The organism is Acidovorax sp. Leaf191, assembly GCF_001424425.1.
In the GTDB taxonomy this organism is placed as follows: domain Bacteria; phylum Pseudomonadota; class Gammaproteobacteria; order Burkholderiales; family Burkholderiaceae_C; genus Acidovorax.
Window position 1 is genome coordinate 117,955 of the sequence record NZ_LMPT01000020.1, and the last position, 17,170, is coordinate 135,124.

The window sequence follows — 17,170 nt, forward strand, 5'->3', positions numbered from 1 at the left end:
CACCCATGACGACCCTCCCCACACGCGACAGCACAAACGGCGCCACGGCGCGCCCGCACCCCGGCCGCAGCGCCTTCGCAGGCTGTCGGCTGGGTGCTGCGCTCGCGGTCGTCCTGGTCCTGGGCGGCTGCGCCACGCGCATCGACCGTGATCCCGACAACGGCCTGCCGACGCTTCAGGTGCAAAACCGCCTGCTCCTCACGCCCGCCAATGGCGGACAGGCCATCGGCGGCAGCGATTTGCGGGCGGGCGACATCATCCTGTCGGCCACCCACGGCATCAGTTCGCTGGGCATCCGCATGGCCACGCTGTCGCCGGTGAGCCATGCGGCGCTGTACCTGGGCGACGACCAGGTCATCGAAGCCGTGGGCTCGGGCATCCGCATCCGCAGCACGGCCGATTTCATCGCCGACGAAGCCACCATCGTCGCCTTCCGCCACCCCGGCATGACCGATGCGCACGCCGATGCTCTCCGGTCTTTTGCCCAGGCACAGGACGGCAAGAAGTACAACACCGCCGGCATCGTGCTGCAGGCGCCTTTCACGCTGCAACGCGCCTACTGCGAACTGCCGCTGGTGCCGGGCGTGGTGCGCGACGCGTGCCTGCGCGGCATGGCGGCCATCCAGCTGGGAGCGGCCCGCAACGACCGCTTCTTCTGCTCGCAGCTCGTGCTGGAGGCCTACCGCGCGGCCCGGCTGCCGCTGACCGATGCCTCTGCGCTGATGGTGAGCCCTGCCGATCTGCTGCACATGCGCGAAGGCGATGTGCCGTCGGTGCAGATCAAGCAGGCGCTGCAGTACGTGGGGCATCTCAAAGGGGGCGAGCGAGACACCGACGTCGCAGCCGCCGGGCAGCCCGCCCCTTGAGCGCGTGCGGCGTCAGCCGCCCACGTGCATGGTGAACAGCGCGCCGCTGGACAGGCGGCACGAGCCCATGCCCAGCGTGGACGAGTTCATCGCGTACTGGCAACTGAGGTAACTGCCCCGGCTGCCCGCGCCGCTGGCAAGCCCCTCGCGGGAGGAGCCGGCCTTGCGCGTGGCTTCACCCATGAACGACTCCCCCTGGATCGTGGCCTGGAAGGTCCCCCGGCCATGCAGATCGTTGGTCACCACCGCGTGCACCACACCGAGTGCGGTCGCCTGATCGTTGGCGGGATACAGACGCACGGCCAGCGTGAGAGGCGCCGGTGGTGCCGGTGCCTGCACCACCACAGGGACCGGCGCGGGCTGCATGGGCGCCACGTAGCAACCACTGAGGGCCGCCACGGACGCGGACAGGACCAGGCCGGTCAGGGCGCGGCGGCGGATCGAAGGCAAAGACAGCAAGCCCATAAGGCTCCTTGAGACCCAAGCACATGCTTGTGGCGCCGATGATTCGCGCACCGCACGGCGGGCGAGCGACATTCCAGGGGCGGTGGCGTGGCACGGGCCCTCGGGTATCGCCGACGGATACTTCAGCGCCGGCAGCGGCCCACGCCCACCGCGCCATCCGCACCGCACACAGAGCGGTATGCTGCCTGTCCAGAGACCGTCCGCGGGTCCGGGGGCGTCAAGGCGGCCACTGGCCGCTGATGCGCCCATTCGCGATCCATCACCCACCATCGCTGCCAGGGTCGAAGCGCCCAGGCTGGAGGCCACATCATTCACAACCTGCTGCACCAACTGCTGCGCTGGCCCGGCCGCGCGATGGCGGGCCTTGCCAGCGGCCTGCTGGCGCTGATCATCCTGTTCGAGGAATGGGGCTGGGTGCCGCTGCAGCAACTGCTGGCGCGCATCGGCCGCTGGCCGGGGCTGCGCTGGATCGAAGGCTGGGTGCGCTCCCTGCCGCCCTGGGCGGCGGTGGCGCTGTTCGCACTGCCCACGGCGCTGCTGCTGCCCGTCAAGCTGCTCGCGCTCTGGGCCATGGGGCGCGGGCATGTGGTGCTGGGCATGCTGGTGATCGCGCTGGCCAAGGTGGTGGGCACGGCCGTGGTCGCGCGCCTGTTCACGCTCACCCAGCCTGCGCTCATGCAGCTGCGGTGGTTTGCCTGGGCGTACACGCACTGGATCAGCTTCAAGCACCGTGTGCTGGAGCGCGCCCGCGCATCCTGGGCCTGGCGCATGGCGCGGGTGGTGCGGCGCCACTGGGTGCAGCGCTGGCGCAGGCGGTAGCACCGCGCGCGCCCAGGGCCGGGACGTCCCTGGCACGGCACGGCCTCCAACACCCAAGACCCGCTGACAGCGTCGCTGGGCAGTGCGCTTAGCACAGCCCAGCGACGGCCTGCGGGCTCCCACCGCCTTCGTTACATTTTGTTGGAGAATGTCAACAGAAGTTTCTGATAGGTGCAGCGAAATGGCCTGCGAGGCCGCCGACAGAGACAATCGAGGGGACGCTGTCGTCCTTGCCGGCCCCTCCCACTCCACGCATGCTCCGCACCCTTGCCCCCTACCGGCCCCTGGCACCGCCGCTTGTCTGGTCCGGCCTGGGCATGCTGGTGTTTGCGGCCTGCCTGGTGGGCATCTTCGCGCGGCCCATCGGCTTCCTGTCGGCCTTCTGGCCCGCCAATGCCCTGCTGCTGGGCCTGCTGGTGCGCTACCCCACCCTGGCGCGGCCACCCGCGTGGATCGCCGCCGGGCTGGGCTATGTCGCGGCCGACCTGATCACGGGAAGCCAGTGGGGCATGGCGCTGTGGCTCAACGCGGCCAACCTGCTCAGTGCCACCGCCGGCTGGCTGGTGCTGCGCCGGCTGGACGAGAACACCCTGCGCCTGCGGCGCACCGTGTCGGCCCTGTACCTGCTGCTGGCGGCCCTGGCGGCCAGCACCGTGGGCGCCCTGGCGGGCTGCGGCGCCGCGCCGGTGTACTTCAACGCTCCGTGGTACGACCTGCTGTCGCTGTGGTTCAGCACCGAGCTCATGAACTACATGCTCATCCTCCCCGTGGTGCTGGCAGCCCCGCGCGCCGACGACCCGCCCCCACCCCCCCAGGGTGCATCGGGCGGCTCGCTGTTCTGGCGCGTGGCGCCGGTGAGCTCGCTGCTGCTGGCCGAGGGCGTCCGCACCGTGATCGGCGGGCCCGGCATGCTGGCCTTCGTGGTGCCCGGGCTGCTGTGGTGCGCCCTGAGCTACAGCACCTTCACCGCCAGCCTGCTGTCGCTGGTGGTGTGCCTGTGGACCATGGCGGGTGTCGCGACCGGGGTGCTCAACTTCACGCCGGCGCACGCCAGCGATGTGTTCTCGCTGCGCGTGGGCGTCACGCTGCTGGCCCTGGGGCCACTGGCCGTGGCCTGCGCCAGCGCGGCCCGCGCCCAGGCCTTGCGCCGGCTGGACCACGCCGTGCGCCACGACGACCTCACGGGCGTGCTGGCGCGCCGCGCGCTGCTCAAGCAGGGCGAGCGCCTGCTGGCACGCCACCAGCGCGGGTGCGCCGGTGCAGCCGTGATGATGCTCGACGTCGACCACTTCAAGCAGGTCAACGACCAGCACGGACACGGCGCCGGGGACCAGCTGCTCATCGGCATCGCCAGGACCCTGGCGGACACACTGCGCCCCCAGGACCTGCTGGGCCGCATGGGCGGCGAGGAGTTCGCGGTGGTGCTGCCCGGCGTATCGCCCGGCGAGGCGCAGGCCATGGCCGAGCGTATGCGCTCTGCGGTGCAGCAGCAGCACTTCGGCACCGGCCCCGGAACGCAGCCGCACGCCACGGTCAGCATCGGGCTGGTGCACAGCTCCACCATGGGCGGGGACGCCGACCTGGAGGTGCTGCTGCTGGCGGCAGACACGGCGCTGTACCGGGCCAAGGCCGAGGGGCGCAACCGGGTGGCGGTCGGCTAGGTCCAGAGCGCCTGCGCCCGGTTGCTGTGCGGGGCATGCAGGCTGGGCGGCCGCCACGCTGACGACCACTCCAGACACTCCAGACACTTCGGACAACGGCAACGGCAACCGCGCGGCCTCAGGCTACAGATACTGCTTCCACAGCATGTTGGTCATCCGCCCTTCCGGGTCCCACAACGCCTTGATGGCGCGAAACCGGTCGGCCTGCGGGTACGCTGCCGCGAACTGTGCCTGTGTGGCATGGCGCTGGTAGGGCAGGTAGTAGGTGCCGCCGTGCTGCAGCGCCCAGTCGATCAGCGCACGCGTCCACACGGCCACTGCTTCACAGGCCTCGGGGCTGGTGCCCTGCTTGTAGTACAGCACCCATGAAAACACTTCCTCGCGCGCCCAGGCCATGACGGCATCGGGGTCGGGCGGCGCGTGGCGCACCGAGATGTTGAGCACCTGCGCCCCGTGCTGCGCCAGGATGCGGGCCAGGCCCCGCGTGAAGGTGGCGAACTGGGCCACGGGCACGAAGTACTCCTGCAGCACGTAGGTGGACTGCGCGCGGCTCGCGGGCTCGAGCGAGGCGGCATCCAGGCTCGCCTCATGGTTGCGCCACACCACCGGCTGCCCACGCAGCAGCGCCGGGCGCACCACCTTGTGCTGCAGCTGGTGGCCTCCCGGCAGCTCCGTCACCGCCCAGATCACGCTTTTGTCCAGCGTGTAGGGCAGCCCGCGCGGCACCAGCCGGTCGGGCACGGTCACGGGCTTGTCGGTGCGGGCCCAGGTCACGGCGGTGGCGCGGTCGAAGGCCGGGGGCAGCAGGTCTGCGTTGTGCATCACGGCCTGCGGGTTCGCGGCCACCTTGGCGGCAAAGAAGCCTCGGTAGTCCTCCAGGGCCACGTGGGCCACGGTGCGCTCCATGGCGGTATTGGCATCCAGGTCCAGCTCCACTTCGGTGATCACGCCCAGCCCACCGTATCCGCCCAGGGCAGCGCGGAACAGGTCGGGGTGCTGCAGGCGGCTGGCCTCGCGCACCTCGCCGCTGGCCAGCACGATCTGCAGGGCCCGCACGGACGCGCCGATCGGCCCATGCCCCACATAGCGGCCATGCACGTTCACCGACACCGACCCGCCCACCGTGAAGTTCGCGTAGCTCTGCATGGTGCGCACCGCCAGGTCGTGGGGGTCCAGGTGGTCCTGTACATCGCGCCAGCGCATGCCGGCCTGCACACGCACCTTGCGGGCGCTGGTGTCGAGCCACACCAGCGCATTCATGCGCCGCATGTCGACATGCAGCCCGCCCTCGACACCCACCTGCCCGCCCATGCTGTAGCGCGCGCCCCCCACGGCCACTGCGCCGGGCCATTGCCTCACTGCCCGCACCACGTCCTGCAAGCCTGTGGGTACCACCACCCGCGACACGCGCACGGCGTACAGGCGGCTCACGTTCTCCACCAGCACACCGGGCGCGCTGTGGGGCGCCACTGGCCACGCAGCACTGCCAAGGCCTGCGGCGGCCAGTGCGCCCAGCGTGCCCAGCAGTTGTCGGCGGCGCAGCCCCTGCACGGCGGTCACGCGGGGGCCCGCTCAGTCATCGCGCGCCAGCTTGACCCCTGCCCCTGTCCCGCACGCGTGGCAGAACCTCGCAAACGCACTCTTGCGCGTGCTGCAGGTGCCGCAGCGGTCGAACAGGCCGATGCCGCAGTGGGGGCAGAAATCGATCGTCTCGTTCTTCAGGTCCACCGGCCGCTCGCAGCCGGGGCACACGCTCTTGGCCAGGCGGGCCAGGGCGACGTCGTAGCTCAGCTCCTTGCGGCGCTCCTGGTCGGGCAGGGCCTCGGCCAGCTTCTGGCGCTCCAGGTAGCGGTTGAGCGCCAGGATGGCGTAGCGCCCCACCAGCGCCGTCACGCCGATGCCCACCACGTAGCGCACATAGCCGCCGTAGCTCGGCAGGTAGGGCACCAGCTCCACGAAGAACGCGAACAGCGCGAAGAAAATGAAGCCCCACACGAACGGCCAGTAGGTGCCCTTGCGCTTTTTGGCGAACAGCCAGCCGGCAATCACCAGCAGCGGCAAGGTGAGCGCCAGGCGGTACAGGAACACGCGCAAGTCGACCTTGCGGCGCTCGGCCTCGAGCTTCACGTAGCCCTCGGCCTCCATCGCGTTCAGGCGCTCCTGCGTGGCTGCGGCCCCCTGGCGCGCATCCAGCGCGGCCTGCTGTTGCCGCTCCACGGCCTGCTGCGTGGTGCGTTCTGCGAGCTTGAGCCCAACGAGCGCCTGGGTGCGGGCGATGACCTCGGGGTCCTGGTCGGCGCGCTGCGTGGCGGAGCGGGTGGCGAGCCAGTTGTTGAACGTCTCGCGCGCGGCCTGGGTCTCGCTGCGGGCCTTGCTGCGCTGCAGCTGCGCCTGCTCCAGCGCGGTCTGCGCATCCTGCTCGGCCTGGCGCGCCTCCTTGACCTGCGCGCGCAGCTTCTCGGCGGCGGCGCGGTCGAGGAAGTCGTCCACCAGCAGCGGCGTCTCGACCTTGGGCAGGTCGCCCACGATGGTGCCGCCCAGCCCGATCAGGAAGCTGGCGAACACCACCGCCACCAGCCACAGTCCGCGGCGAAACCACTTCTCCGACAGTCGCAGGGATTTGCTCATGGTCGTTTGCTCCTCACGGGTGCCTGAAGCGCAATGCTTCTTTTTTGATAGCTGCCAGCGCTTTACCATCAAGCGGTAGCAGCACTTTTCATTCAATTCTTGATGGTCACCGGGGCCGATGCCAGCTGCGCACGCTGCAGCCACGCCAGCACCGAATCGACAGTGACGGTCTCGATGCGGTCCGAGAAGCGCTTGTCGCTGGGGTGGTCGTCGAACGCGATGTTGGCCGAGCCCACGCGCCCGCCCATGCGGGTGAGCGGCCCCAGCTTGAGCGTGGTGGGCTCGTAGCCCTTGAACTGCAGCCAGGCCTGCGCCTGCTCGCGGCTGCGCACCGTGGCGGGCTCCATGGCCACGGCCAGGGTCTCCAGCGCCCACTGGTTGGACTGCTGGTACTTGCGGCCCCACGCGTAGCTGACCATGCTGTAGGGCGGGTGCTGCAGCGTCTTGGTGCGGGCGGTGTCCAGCAGCACGGCCAGCAGGCGCTGCTGCACCTCGGGCGTGGGCACGGCGTAGACGGCCTCGTAGCGCCACAGGTCGTCCAGGAAGAACTCGCCCAGCCCCTGGCGGTACAGATAACCCACGGCCGTGCCGCATTCGTTGAGCTTGTGGGCCACGCGCCAGGGGCCCTCGGGCGTCTTGTAGGCCCAGCCCAGGTGCGAATAGCGCAGGCCGTACTTGGAGAGGTCCTGCCCCGCGCGGCCGAGCACCACCACCTGCGCGCCGGACTTCGCATGCTCCGCATCCAGCGCGGCCGAGGTCTGCTGGGCCAGCTGCATGCCGCGCTCGATCACCTTGGCCGGCACGGGCTTGGCGGCCTCGCAGGAGCGGCCTGCGTGGGCCGCAGGCGCAGCCAGCAAGGCCGCGCCCGCCACCAGGGCCAGGCCGAGCACGGCGGGGTTGAAAGAAGAGCGCACGCGGGCCTGCGCAGGGGTCGTCACGGTCATCAGCTGCATATTCATGGCGGAGCCCTTACAGACGCTCGTTGTGCAGCAGCGCACGGCCGATGGCGTTGGGCACGAAGGCGATCGCCTCGCCCGCCACCGACAGCACCACACCCGTGCCGATCACGCTGCAGGTCACCACGGTGCCCACGGCGTGCGCGGATGCGCCCACGCCGCGGCCCGCCACCTCGACGCTGACCCGGGCGCCGTCCGATGCGCGCTCCAGCAGGTACACCGTGCCGGTGGCCGATGCCTCCACCGTCTTCACCGTCAGCACCGCACCGGCGACCGACAGGGCCGCGGGCACCGTCACGACCGCGCCAGCGGCGGCAGACGCCACCGAGGCCGTGCCCACCACCGACGCGATGGGCAGCAGCGACAGCGCGGCCGAGGCCTCGCTCTGCGCCCGTGCGGGCAGGGCAGCCAGCGTGCACAGCAGGCCGGCGGCCAGGGCAAGGGTCAGGATCTTGGGCAATATCTTCATGGTTTCACTCCTTGCGGAAGGTGCTGCGCAGTAGCGCGGCAGCACCGGATTTTTCAGGGCAACCTCCGAGCATCCGCCATGGCTTCATGGCGGACGCCGGAAACTCAGCTGGCGTTGTTACCAGACGTAGCAGGATGTGCTGCGGCCGCTTCGCGGCGGCCTTGCAGGCGCGCTTCGAGCAGGTCCGCCTCGTGGCGGTCGCGCAGCATCTTGGCCAGCGTGAACGCGGTGGTGATCAGGTACAGCCAGCTCACGCCCAGAAAGGCCTTGTAGGTCACGTTGATCTCCATGCCGAACAGGCCCCATCCGGTGAGGCCCATGGCCACCACGAAGCCGCCCCAGACCACCAGCTTCCACATCGGTGTGTCGCCCGCGCCGCGCCGCGCGGCGCTCTCGTTGTCCCGCACGAACTTGGCCAGCACGAACGCGGCCGAGAGGCAGAACACATAGCCCATCACCATGAACGCCTGCTCCAGCTGCTCGCCCGGCAGCCAGGCCAGCCCCACGGCGCACAGGAACACGGCGATGCCGAACGAGACCCACACCTGGAGCTGCCATGCACGGGTGTCACGCTGGATGAGGGTGGAAGAAGACGACATACAAGTGGGGTGGCCTGAAAGGGCCGTGGTTGAACACGCAGCGGATAGTGCCGCGCCGGCCCGCCACCGCCGCCAACGGGTTGCGCCAGTGGCGGCTGCCCGGCTCGTCGGTATCGAATGGCGATACTTTCATCGCATGGACCGGGGCACCTGGGCGACAGGATTGCACCGGCTTGTCTTTGACAATCGCAGCCTTTGACTGCTGCAACGCCCGCACGGAGACCGCCCCATGACCACCGCCAAACCCTTTGACATCGTCGTCCACGGCGCCACCGGCTTCACCGGCCGCCTCGTCGTCGAATACCTGCTGCAGCGCTACCCCGCCGGCAGCGGCCTGCGCTGGGCCATGGGCGGGCGCAGCGCCGACAAGCTGGCCGCCGTGCGCGACGAAGTCGGCGCCCCTGCGGACACCCCGCTGATCGTGACCGACAGCACCGACCCCGCCAGCCTGCAGGCCCTGATGGCCCAGACCCGCCTGGTGCTGACCACCGTGGGCCCCTACCAGCTGTACGGCAACGAACTCGTGGCCGCCTGCGCCGCGGCCGGCGTGGACTATGTGGACCTGTGTGGCGAGCCCGCCTGGATGCGCCAGATGATCGACGCGCACGAAGCCGCCGCCCAAGCCAGCGGCGCGCGCATCGTGTTCTCGTGCGGGTTCGACTCCATCCCGTTCGACCTGGGCGTGTTCCTGCTGCAAAAGGAATTCGGCCAGCGCTTCGGCCACCCCGCACCGCGCGTGCGCGGCCGGGTGCGCAAGATGAAGGGCACGTTCTCGGGCGGCACCGCCGCCAGCCTGAAGGCGACCATGGCCGCCGCCGCCGGCAACCCCGCCGTGCTGGACCTGCTCAAGAACCCGTTCTCGCTCACGCCCGGCTTCGAAGGCCCGCGCCAGCCCACCGGCCACAAGCCCATGGTGGACGAGGCCCTGGCAGGCCCGGGCGGTGAGGGGGTGTGGGTCGCCCCCTTCGTGATGGCCGCGATCAACACGCGCAACGTGCACCGCTCCAACTTCCTGCTGCAGCACGCCTATGGCGCCGACTTTGTCTACGACGAGATGCTGATCACCGGCACCGGCGAGCAGGGCGAAGCCATCGCCAACGCCGTGGCGAGCGACAAGTCGCTCGGCTCCGACAAGGGCCCCAAGCCCGGCGAAGGCCCCTCGCGCGAAGAGCGCGATGCGGGCTTCTACGACGTGCTGTTCCTCGGCACCGACGCGGCAGGCAACACCCTGCGCGTGGGCGTGAAGGGCGACCGCGACCCGGGCTACGGCTCCACCTCCAAGATGATCGCCGAGGCCGCCGTGTGCCTGCTGCAGGACGCCACAGGCACCCCCGGCGGCATCTGGACCACAGCCCCGGCCATGGGCGATGCGCTGATGAAGCGGCTGCAGGCGAACGCGGGGCTGAGCTTCGAGGTCGAAGCCGGCTGATGGATTGCGCCGCCGGCGCAGTGGCACCGGCTGTCCGTTTCTGACCGAAGCCCGGCCCGCCACGCCCGGCGCGCGCCCTGCGGCTGGCCGACAATTCCGGCCAGTCCTGCTGCCGCTGCTTCGCCACCATGAACACCTCCACCCTGCGCCCCCGCGACCTCTGCCTCGCACTGCTCGTCATCGTGGTCTGGGGCCTCAACTTCGCCGTCATCAAGGTGGGCGTGGCCGACATCCCGCCCATGCTGCTGGGCGCATTGCGCTACCTGCTGGCGGCCTTCCCGGCGTTGCTGTTCGTGCGGCCGCCCAAGGTGCCGCTGCGCCTGTACCTGCTGTACGGCATGACGATGGCCGTGGCCCAGTTCGCGCTGCTGTTCACCGCCATCCACATCGGCATGCCCTCAGGCCTGGCGTCGCTGGTGCTGCAGGCGCAGTCGTTCTTCACCCTGCTGCTGGCCGCATGGTGGCTGCGCGAGCCGTGGCACGGCAACCAGGTGGCGGGCCTGGCGCTGGCGGCCGTGGGGCTGGTGCTGATCGGCAGCGCGCACGGCGCGTCCATGCCACTGGCGGGGTTTGCGCTCACCGTGGCGGCGGCGGCGATGTGGGGCTGCGGCAATATCGTGACGCGCGCCGTGGGCCGGCATGGGCCGATGAACCAGTTCGCCTTCATCGTGTGGTCCAGCCTGGTGGCGCCCCTGCCCTTCGTGGCGCTGTCGCTGTGGATCGACGGGCCCGGCGCGGTGCTGGCGGCCGTGCAGCACCTGTCTTGGAAGTCGATGGCCGCAGTGGCGTACATCGCGTGGATCTCCACGCTGCTGGGCTTCGGGCTGTGGACGTACCTCATGTCGCGCTACCCCGTGAACCGCGTGGCACCCTTCACGCTGCTGGTGCCGGTGGTGGGGCTGACCACGGGCTGGCTGGTGTTTGGCGAGGCGCTGCAACCCGTGCACTTTGCGGGCGCGGGGCTGCTGATGGCCGGGCTGGCGGTGAATGTGTTCGGTGGGGCGGTGTGGGACCGGCTGACGGGGCGTGCGCGGGAGTCAGCGCGCTGAGGCCTTCCGATTGCCGCAAAAATCCCAGAACACCACTACCCGTTCACGCTGAGCCTGTCGAAGCGCCGCGCTAGGTTTCGACAGGCTCAGCCCGAACGGTATTGCTTTTTGGGGGGAGCACTCTGGCAGCGCGAGTTGGCGAATCACACCGCCAGCGGTAACTCCGTCGTCGACAGCACATTGCGCAGCACCATGAACGAGCGCACCTGGCGCACGCCCGGCAGGTACAGCAACTGCTCGGCGTGCAGGCGGTTGAAGCTGTCGTTGTCGCGCGTGCGCACCAGCATGAAGTAGTCGAACTCGCCGGTGACCACATGGCATTCCATGCAGCCGGACACCTTGGCCGCGGCCTTCTCGAACGCCGCGAACGAGTCGGGCGTGGAGCGGTCCAGCACCACGCCGATCATCACCAGCATGCCCGCGCCCACCGCGCGCGGGCTGAGCAGCGCCACGACCTTGTCGATGAGCCCCAGGCGCTTGAGCCGCTCCACACGGCGCAGGCAGGCGGGCGGGCTCAGGTGCACCTTGGCGGCCAGCGCCACGTTCGACAGCGATGCGTCGCGCTGCAGCAGCCGCAGGATGGCCTTGTCGGTGCGGTCCAGGGCCTCCAGCGTTTCCTCCGTGGCATCCACATTCTTTGCACGAACTTTTGTTGCGCTCATTTGCTCATCACCAAAATTTCCATCATCCATTATTCATTGACCAGCATCGAAACGCCAAATTTCACGCAGAGTTCACAACCCCGTTAGGTGCGTGTTTTCCTACGATGGATGCACGGCAGACGCCCCGGTCTGCGCCCCATCACCGCTTGAGGAAACCGCCATGAACCTGCAGAAATTCGCCCGCCATCCGCTCACCTTCGGGCCCTCGCCCATCACCGCGCTGCCGCGCCTGTCGGCCCACCTGGGCGGCAAGGTGCACCTGTATGCCAAGCGCGAGGACTGCAACTCGGGCCTGGCCTTCGGCGGCAACAAGACGCGCAAGCTCGAATACCTCATCCCCGAGGCGATTGCGGGCGGCTACGACACGCTGGTCTCCATCGGCGGCATCCAGTCCAACCAGACGCGCCAGGTGGCCGCCGTGGCCGCGCACCTGGGCATGAAGTGCGTGCTGGTGCAGGAGAACTGGGTCAACTACTCCGACGCGGTGTACGACCGCGTGGGCAACATCGAGATGAGCCGCATCATGGGCGCCGACGTGCGCCTGGATGCCGCGGGCTTCGACATCGGCATCCGCCCCAGCTGGGAGCAGGCCATGGAAGACGTGAAGAAGGCCGGCGGCAAGCCCTTCCCCATCCCGGCCGGCTGCTCCGAGCACCCGTACGGCGGCCTGGGCTTCGTGGGCTTTGCCGAAGAAGTGCGCCAGCAGGAAAAAGAGCTGGGCTTCCAGTTCGACTACATCGTCGTGTGCTCGGTCACGGGCAGCACGCAGGCCGGCATGGTGGTGGGCTTTGCGGCCGACGGCCGGGCGCGCAAGGTGATCGGCATCGACGCATCGGCCAAGCCCGAAAAGACCCATGCCCAGGTGCTGCGCATCGCGCAGAACACGGCCAAGCTGGTGGAGCTGGGCCAGGAGATCACAGCCGAGGACGTGGTGCTGGACACGCGCTACGGCGGCCCGGAATACGGCCTGCCCAACGAGGGCACGCTCGAAGCCATCCGCCTGTGCGCTCGCCAGGAAGGCATGCTCACCGACCCGGTGTACGAAGGCAAGTCCATGCACGGCATGATCGACATGGTGCGCAAGGGCGAATTCCCCGAAGGCTCTCGCGTTCTGTACGCGCACCTGGGAGGGGTGCCGGCGCTCAACGCCTACAGCTTTCTTTTTCGCAACGGCTGACGCGCCGCGCGAGGAGACCGACCAGCAGCGCCTGTGCCGGCTGGCCGGGCTCTCCGTGATCTGAGCACCTCCGCCTTTTTTCCTTTGCGTTTCCTCAGACCCGTGCACGCCGCCGGGTCCCGCCGCCATGGCATCGGGCCTTCCCGGGTCCATGGCGGCTGACCGAACTTCCGTGGTAGCGACAGGCCCTGGCGGGCCGCCAGAGCGAAACGAAGACTGGCGCATCCTGGACCCTGTCCGCAGGTAGCAACGGCTGAACACAACCAGCCCTCATCCGAAGGATCGCCGAATGAACCGCTTGCCTCTGACGCGACGCACTGGCGTCGCCCTGTCCCTTGCTGCGATCGCAGCCACCGCAGGCCTGGGTCTATCGCCGCTGGCCCGCGCCGACGGCTACCCCGCCAAACCCGTCCAGCTCATCGTGCCCTTCCCGCCCGGCGGCGCGGTGGACATCGTGGGCCGGCTCATCAGCAAGAAGCTGGGCGAACGCCTGGGCCAGGCGGTGGTGATCGAGAACAAGGCGGGCGCGGGCACCATCGTGGGCGCATCGTTCGTGGCCAATGCCCCGGCGGACGGCTACACGCTGCTGATCAGCTCGGGCTCCACCTTCACCGTCAACCCCGCCCTCAACAACAAGCTGCCCTACGACCCGGTCAAGAGCTTCGAGCCCATCGGCATGGTGGCGCGCGTGCCGCTCATCCTGCTGGCCCACCGCGATGTACCGGTGATCAACCTGAAGCAGCTGGTCGCCGCGGTGAACCGCGCGCCGGACAAGTTCTCGTACGGCTCGTTCGGCAGCGGCACCACCGGCCATTTCGCAGCCGAGCTGATGTGGTCGGCCACCGGCGTGAAGCTGATGCACGTGCCCTACCGCGGCAGCGCGCCCGCCATGAGCGATTTGATCGGCGGGCAGATCCCGTTCACCATCGACACGGTGGCCGCCGCATTGCCGCAGCTCAAGGGCGGCAAGATCAAGCCCATCGTGGTCACGGGCGCCACGCGGGCCACGCAGCTGCCCGATGTGCCCACGGTGGCCGAAAGCGGCTTTGCGGGCTTTGCTGCGGATTCGTGGCTGGCGGTGGTGGCGCCGCGCGGCCTGCCTGCCGATGCCAAGGCCAAGCTGGGCAAGGCGCTGGCCGAGACCATGGCCGATGCCGAGATCCGCAGCAAGCTCATCGCCAGCGGGCTGGAGCAGGCCTATGCCAGCGGCGACGCGGTGCAGGCGCAGATCGAGGACGAGCTGCCGCGCATGCGGGCGATTGCTCAGCGCGCGAACATCAAGGCGGAGTGAGCGGGACCGCGGCGCGCGTACCCACCGTGGGCGCGGGCCGTTGACAGCAAACCAGGCTCAGAGCAGGCGCGCCACCTGCTCGCGCAGCGTGGCCGGCTGCACGTCGCGCGCAGCAATCGGCGCGCCGACATTCAAGCCCACGCGGCTGTAGAACCCGCGGCGGAACGGCCGCACCATGGCGCCGCCTTTTTCGATGCGGCTGAAGTACGAGCCCCACAGGTTGATCAGCGCCATGGGGATCACGGGCGCCTCGACGCCTTCTTCGCGCGCACGTTCGATGATCTTCATGATGCCGCCCTTGAACTCCTGCAGCTGGCCGTCCTTGGTGATGCCGCCTTCGGGGAAGATGGCCAGCAAGTCGCCCTCGCGCAGCACCTGGGCCGCGCGCTCGAAGGCCGCGTCGTAGGTCGCGGGGTCTTCCTTGTACGGCGCGATCGGGATCGCCTTGGCCAGGCGGAACAGCCAGCCCAGCACCGGCACGCGGAAGATGCGGTGGTCCATCACGAAATAGATGGGGCGCGGGCTGGCGGCCATGAGCAGCACCGCGTCGATGAAGCTTACGTGGTTGCACGCCAGGATGGCCGCGCCGGTGGTGGGCAGGTGCTGGTCGCCCTGCACCTTGAAGCGGTACACGAAGCGCGACGAGACCCAGGCCACGAAGCGCAGCAGGTACTCGGGCACCAGCATGAAGATGTAGAACGCCACCACCGCGTTGGCCAGGCCGGTGAAGAGGAAGATCTGCGGCACCGTGAAGCCCGCGCCCAGCAGGGCCCCGGCGATCAGCGAGCTGCCGATCATGAACAGCGCATTCAGGATGTTGTTGGCCGCGATGATGCGCGCGCGGTGCGTGGGCTGGCTGCGCATCTGGATCAGCGCGTACATGGGCACGCTGTACAGGCCGGCGAACAGGCTCAGCAGCGCCAGGTCGATCATCACGCGCCAGTGCTGGCTTTGCGACAGGAAGGTGGCCAGGCCCATGATCTCGGACGCAGGCAGGCTGCGCGACGCGAAGTACAGGTCGATGGAGAACACGCTCATGCCGATGGCCCCGAGCGGCACCAGGCCGATCTCGACATGGCGGCGCGAGAGCACCTCGCACAGCAGCGAGCCGATGCCGATGCCGATGGAGAACACCACCAAGAGCAGCGATGCCACCTGCTCGTTGCCGTGCAGCACCTCCTTGGCCAGGCTCGGAAATTGGCTCAGGAACACCGCACCGAAGAACCACATCCAGCTGATGCCCAAGAGCGAGCGGAACACCACGACGTTCTGCCGCGCCAGCTGCAGGTTGCGCCAGGTTTCGGTGAAAGGGTTCCAGTTGATGGTGAGGCCCGGGTCGGTGGCCGGCACCGACGGGATGAACTGCGCCACCACCCGCCCCACCAGCGCCAGCGCCACACAGGCGATGGCCACCGTGGTGTGGCCGATGCCGGGCAGCGCCACCAGCAGGCCGCCCGCCACGTTGCCCAGCAAGATGGCCACGAAGGTGCCCATTTCGACCATGCCGTTGCCGCCGGTGAGCTCGCGCTCGCTCAGCACCTGGGGCATGTAGGCGAACTTGACCGGCCCGAACAGCGTGGAGTGCACGCCCATCAGGAAGGTGCACAGCAGCAGGATGGGCACGTTGCCCGCGACGAACCCGGCGGCCGCCACGAGCATGATGGCGATCTCCAGGTTCTTCACGAAGCGGATCATCTTCGTCTTGTCGTACTTGTCGGTCAGCTGGCCCGACGTGGCCGAGAACAGCAGGAACGGCAGGATGAACAACGCGCCGATCACCAGCCCCGCCATCGCCGGCGGCAGCCAGCCCACGCTGAGCTGGTAGGTCACCATCACGGTGAAGGCGAACTTGAAGAGGTTGTCGTTGGCCGCGCCGGAGAACTGCGTCCAGAAGAACGGGGCGAAACGCCGCTGGCGCAGCAGCGCGAACTGGTTCGGGTCCTCATGACCATGTTGCCCGTGGGCGGCGTGGCCTGGGGCCTGCGCGGCGGGCACGCTCGATGCGGTGGTCTCGGCGGGGGTCATGCGTTTCTCCTCGTAGCCGATGGATCGGCGGTGGCCGCTGCGCCTGTCGCGGCGACAGGGGCAGTGGCCGTGTTCTGGTAGGGACCGGCGCGCACAATGCGCGCGACACCCACGGTGTGGGCGCCATTCTGCCCGGTGCGGATGATGAACATGGTGTCGGGCGTTGCTTTGTGGCGCAAAGCCTCCACCGCCATCAGCACCGGCCACGCGGCGCCTGCCGCCAGCACGTGCTTGAGGCTGTGGCCCGACACCCACTGCGCCGTGGCGTCGAACACCGCGTGGTCTGCCGCTTCGAAGAGCTTGGCCAGCCCGTACATCGCGATCACGGCCCCCAGGTGCACCGGCAGCGTGCCCGCGCGCCGGGGCAGCACGGCCAGCACCAGCACGACCAGCATGCCGCCCAACTGCACCACGGCCCAGGGCAGCAGGTTGGCGGTGTGCGCCCACCACAGCACCGCCGCGGGCCCCGCCAGCAGCACGGCGCCCATCGCGGCCCAGCCAGCGCGGCCGCTCACCCGGCCCGCAGCGGCCAGGCCCAGCAGCCCCGCGAACGGCAGCACCATGCCCAGCCGGTCCCACAGCAGGCCCGCATCGTTGGGCCACAGGTGGTACAGCGTGGAGCCGATGGCGGTGAACCCCAGGCCGGCGAAGAACAGGTGCGCACCAGCGCGGGAGGCGCCGTCGATGGCGCGCCGCTCCACACCGCGCAGCCACCACAGGCCCCACACGCCGGCGGCGGCGAACGGCAGGTTGCTCAGCACATCGAGCGCGCAAGGGATGCCCCACAGCAGGCGCTGGTCGGCAAAGTCGTGCTGGTGCACGCTGGCGGGCAGCACCGGGCCGAACAGCGCCAGCGCCGCCAGCAGCATGGCAAGCCCTAGCAGGGCCGCTTCGGTGCGCGACAGGCCGGGCCTGCGCGCGGGGGATGACAGGTAGGAGGGGGACATGCGGGACCGTCTTTCAGGGGTTGGATGAACGAGATGGAGCGCAGTGTCGGGAGCCCGGCCCTCGTTACCCACCCCAAAGTCGCGCAAGGCGCCACTTCGACCACCGCGGGTATTGATAATCGATACC

The 17,170-nt window shown here is 69.4% G+C and carries 16 protein-coding genes; 7 read left to right on the forward strand and 9 right to left on the reverse strand.

The annotated features are described in order from the left end of the window. Nucleotides 1-5: 5 nt before the first annotated feature. Complete coding sequence (locus ASG27_RS20680) at nucleotides 6-866, forward strand: YiiX/YebB-like N1pC/P60 family cysteine hydrolase (RefSeq protein WP_082486045.1); 861 nt, start codon at nucleotides 6-8, stop codon at nucleotides 864-866. A gap of 12 nt (nucleotides 867-878) precedes the next feature. Here ASG27_RS20680 and ASG27_RS20685 read toward each other — a convergent pair whose 3' ends face one another. Further along, entirely contained in the window at nucleotides 879-1,331 is a 453-nt protein-coding gene (locus ASG27_RS20685) for a hypothetical protein (protein WP_056420213.1), read from the reverse strand. A 354-nt stretch (nucleotides 1,332-1,685) separates the two neighbouring features. Here ASG27_RS20685 and ASG27_RS20690 point away from each other — a divergent pair, with 354 nt between their 5' ends. Both ASG27_RS20690 and ASG27_RS20695 read left to right on the forward strand, forming a co-directional pair. Beyond that, the gene (locus ASG27_RS20690) at nucleotides 1,686-2,150 is read left to right on the forward strand and encodes a hypothetical protein (RefSeq protein ID WP_235504094.1); all 465 of its coding nucleotides are present in this window, start codon (nucleotides 1,686-1,688) and stop codon (nucleotides 2,148-2,150) included. 254 nt (nucleotides 2,151-2,404) lie between these two features. Further along, entirely contained in the window at nucleotides 2,405-3,811 is a 1,407-nt protein-coding gene (locus ASG27_RS20695; RefSeq protein WP_056420217.1) for a GGDEF domain-containing protein, read from the forward strand. Between the two features lie 123 nt (nucleotides 3,812-3,934). Here ASG27_RS20695 and ASG27_RS20700 read toward each other — a convergent pair whose 3' ends face one another. From ASG27_RS20700 to ASG27_RS20720, 5 genes are all read right to left on the reverse strand, one after another. Then, a complete protein-coding gene (locus tag ASG27_RS20700) occupies nucleotides 3,935-5,371 on the reverse strand; it encodes an FAD-binding oxidoreductase (RefSeq protein WP_082486046.1) in 1,437 nt (478 codons plus the stop codon). A gap of 12 nt (nucleotides 5,372-5,383) precedes the next feature. Continuing rightward, nucleotides 5,384-6,439, reverse strand: coding sequence for a serine endopeptidase (locus tag ASG27_RS20705; RefSeq protein WP_056420220.1), 1,056 nt, complete (start codon nucleotides 6,437-6,439; stop codon nucleotides 5,384-5,386). Between the two features lie 92 nt (nucleotides 6,440-6,531). Beyond that, complete coding sequence (locus ASG27_RS20710; protein ID WP_056420223.1) at nucleotides 6,532-7,398, reverse strand: DUF2145 domain-containing protein; 867 nt, start codon at nucleotides 7,396-7,398, stop codon at nucleotides 6,532-6,534. A gap of 10 nt (nucleotides 7,399-7,408) precedes the next feature. After that, on the reverse strand, nucleotides 7,409-7,864 hold the full coding sequence (locus tag ASG27_RS20715; protein WP_056420225.1) for a hypothetical protein: 456 nt from the start codon (nucleotides 7,862-7,864) through the stop codon (nucleotides 7,409-7,411). 104 nt (nucleotides 7,865-7,968) lie between these two features. Next, nucleotides 7,969-8,463, reverse strand: coding sequence for a YiaA/YiaB family inner membrane protein (locus ASG27_RS20720; RefSeq protein WP_056420228.1), 495 nt, complete (start codon nucleotides 8,461-8,463; stop codon nucleotides 7,969-7,971). A 229-nt stretch (nucleotides 8,464-8,692) separates the two neighbouring features. On the opposite strand from ASG27_RS20720, the gene ASG27_RS20725 reads away from it, so the two are divergent. Together ASG27_RS20725 and ASG27_RS20730 are read left to right on the forward strand one after the other, a co-directional pair. Further along, nucleotides 8,693-9,892, forward strand: coding sequence for a saccharopine dehydrogenase family protein (locus ASG27_RS20725; RefSeq protein WP_056420230.1), 1,200 nt, complete (start codon nucleotides 8,693-8,695; stop codon nucleotides 9,890-9,892). Between the two features lie 143 nt (nucleotides 9,893-10,035). After that, nucleotides 10,036-10,941: an EamA family transporter gene (locus ASG27_RS20730; RefSeq protein WP_056420608.1), complete on the forward strand. Its 906-nt coding sequence runs from the start codon at nucleotides 10,036-10,038 to the stop codon at nucleotides 10,939-10,941. A gap of 143 nt (nucleotides 10,942-11,084) precedes the next feature. On the opposite strand, the gene ASG27_RS20735 is transcribed toward ASG27_RS20730, so the two are convergent. After that, entirely contained in the window at nucleotides 11,085-11,603 is a 519-nt protein-coding gene (locus ASG27_RS20735) for an Lrp/AsnC family transcriptional regulator (protein ID WP_056420232.1), read from the reverse strand. Nucleotides 11,604-11,763: 160 nt separating this feature from the next. Here ASG27_RS20735 and ASG27_RS20740 point away from each other — a divergent pair, with 160 nt between their 5' ends. Together ASG27_RS20740 and ASG27_RS20745 are read left to right on the forward strand one after the other, a co-directional pair. Then, nucleotides 11,764-12,780 carry a 1-aminocyclopropane-1-carboxylate deaminase gene (locus tag ASG27_RS20740; protein ID WP_056172646.1) on the forward strand — a complete coding sequence of 339 codons (1,017 nt, stop codon included), beginning with the start codon at nucleotides 11,764-11,766 and terminating at the stop codon, nucleotides 12,778-12,780. A 289-nt stretch (nucleotides 12,781-13,069) separates the two neighbouring features. Then, complete coding sequence (locus ASG27_RS20745) at nucleotides 13,070-14,071, forward strand: Bug family tripartite tricarboxylate transporter substrate binding protein (RefSeq protein ID WP_056420236.1); 1,002 nt, start codon at nucleotides 13,070-13,072, stop codon at nucleotides 14,069-14,071. Nucleotides 14,072-14,128: 57 nt separating this feature from the next. On the opposite strand, the gene ASG27_RS20750 is transcribed toward ASG27_RS20745, so the two are convergent. After that, nucleotides 14,129-16,096, reverse strand: coding sequence for an MFS transporter (locus tag ASG27_RS20750; protein WP_056420239.1), 1,968 nt, complete (start codon nucleotides 16,094-16,096; stop codon nucleotides 14,129-14,131). Further along, a complete protein-coding gene (locus ASG27_RS20755; RefSeq protein WP_235504095.1) occupies nucleotides 16,093-17,043 on the reverse strand; it encodes a hypothetical protein in 951 nt (316 codons plus the stop codon). Before ASG27_RS20755 ends, ASG27_RS20750 begins: the two co-directional genes overlap by 4 nt. Nucleotides 17,044-17,170 lie beyond the last annotated feature (127 nt).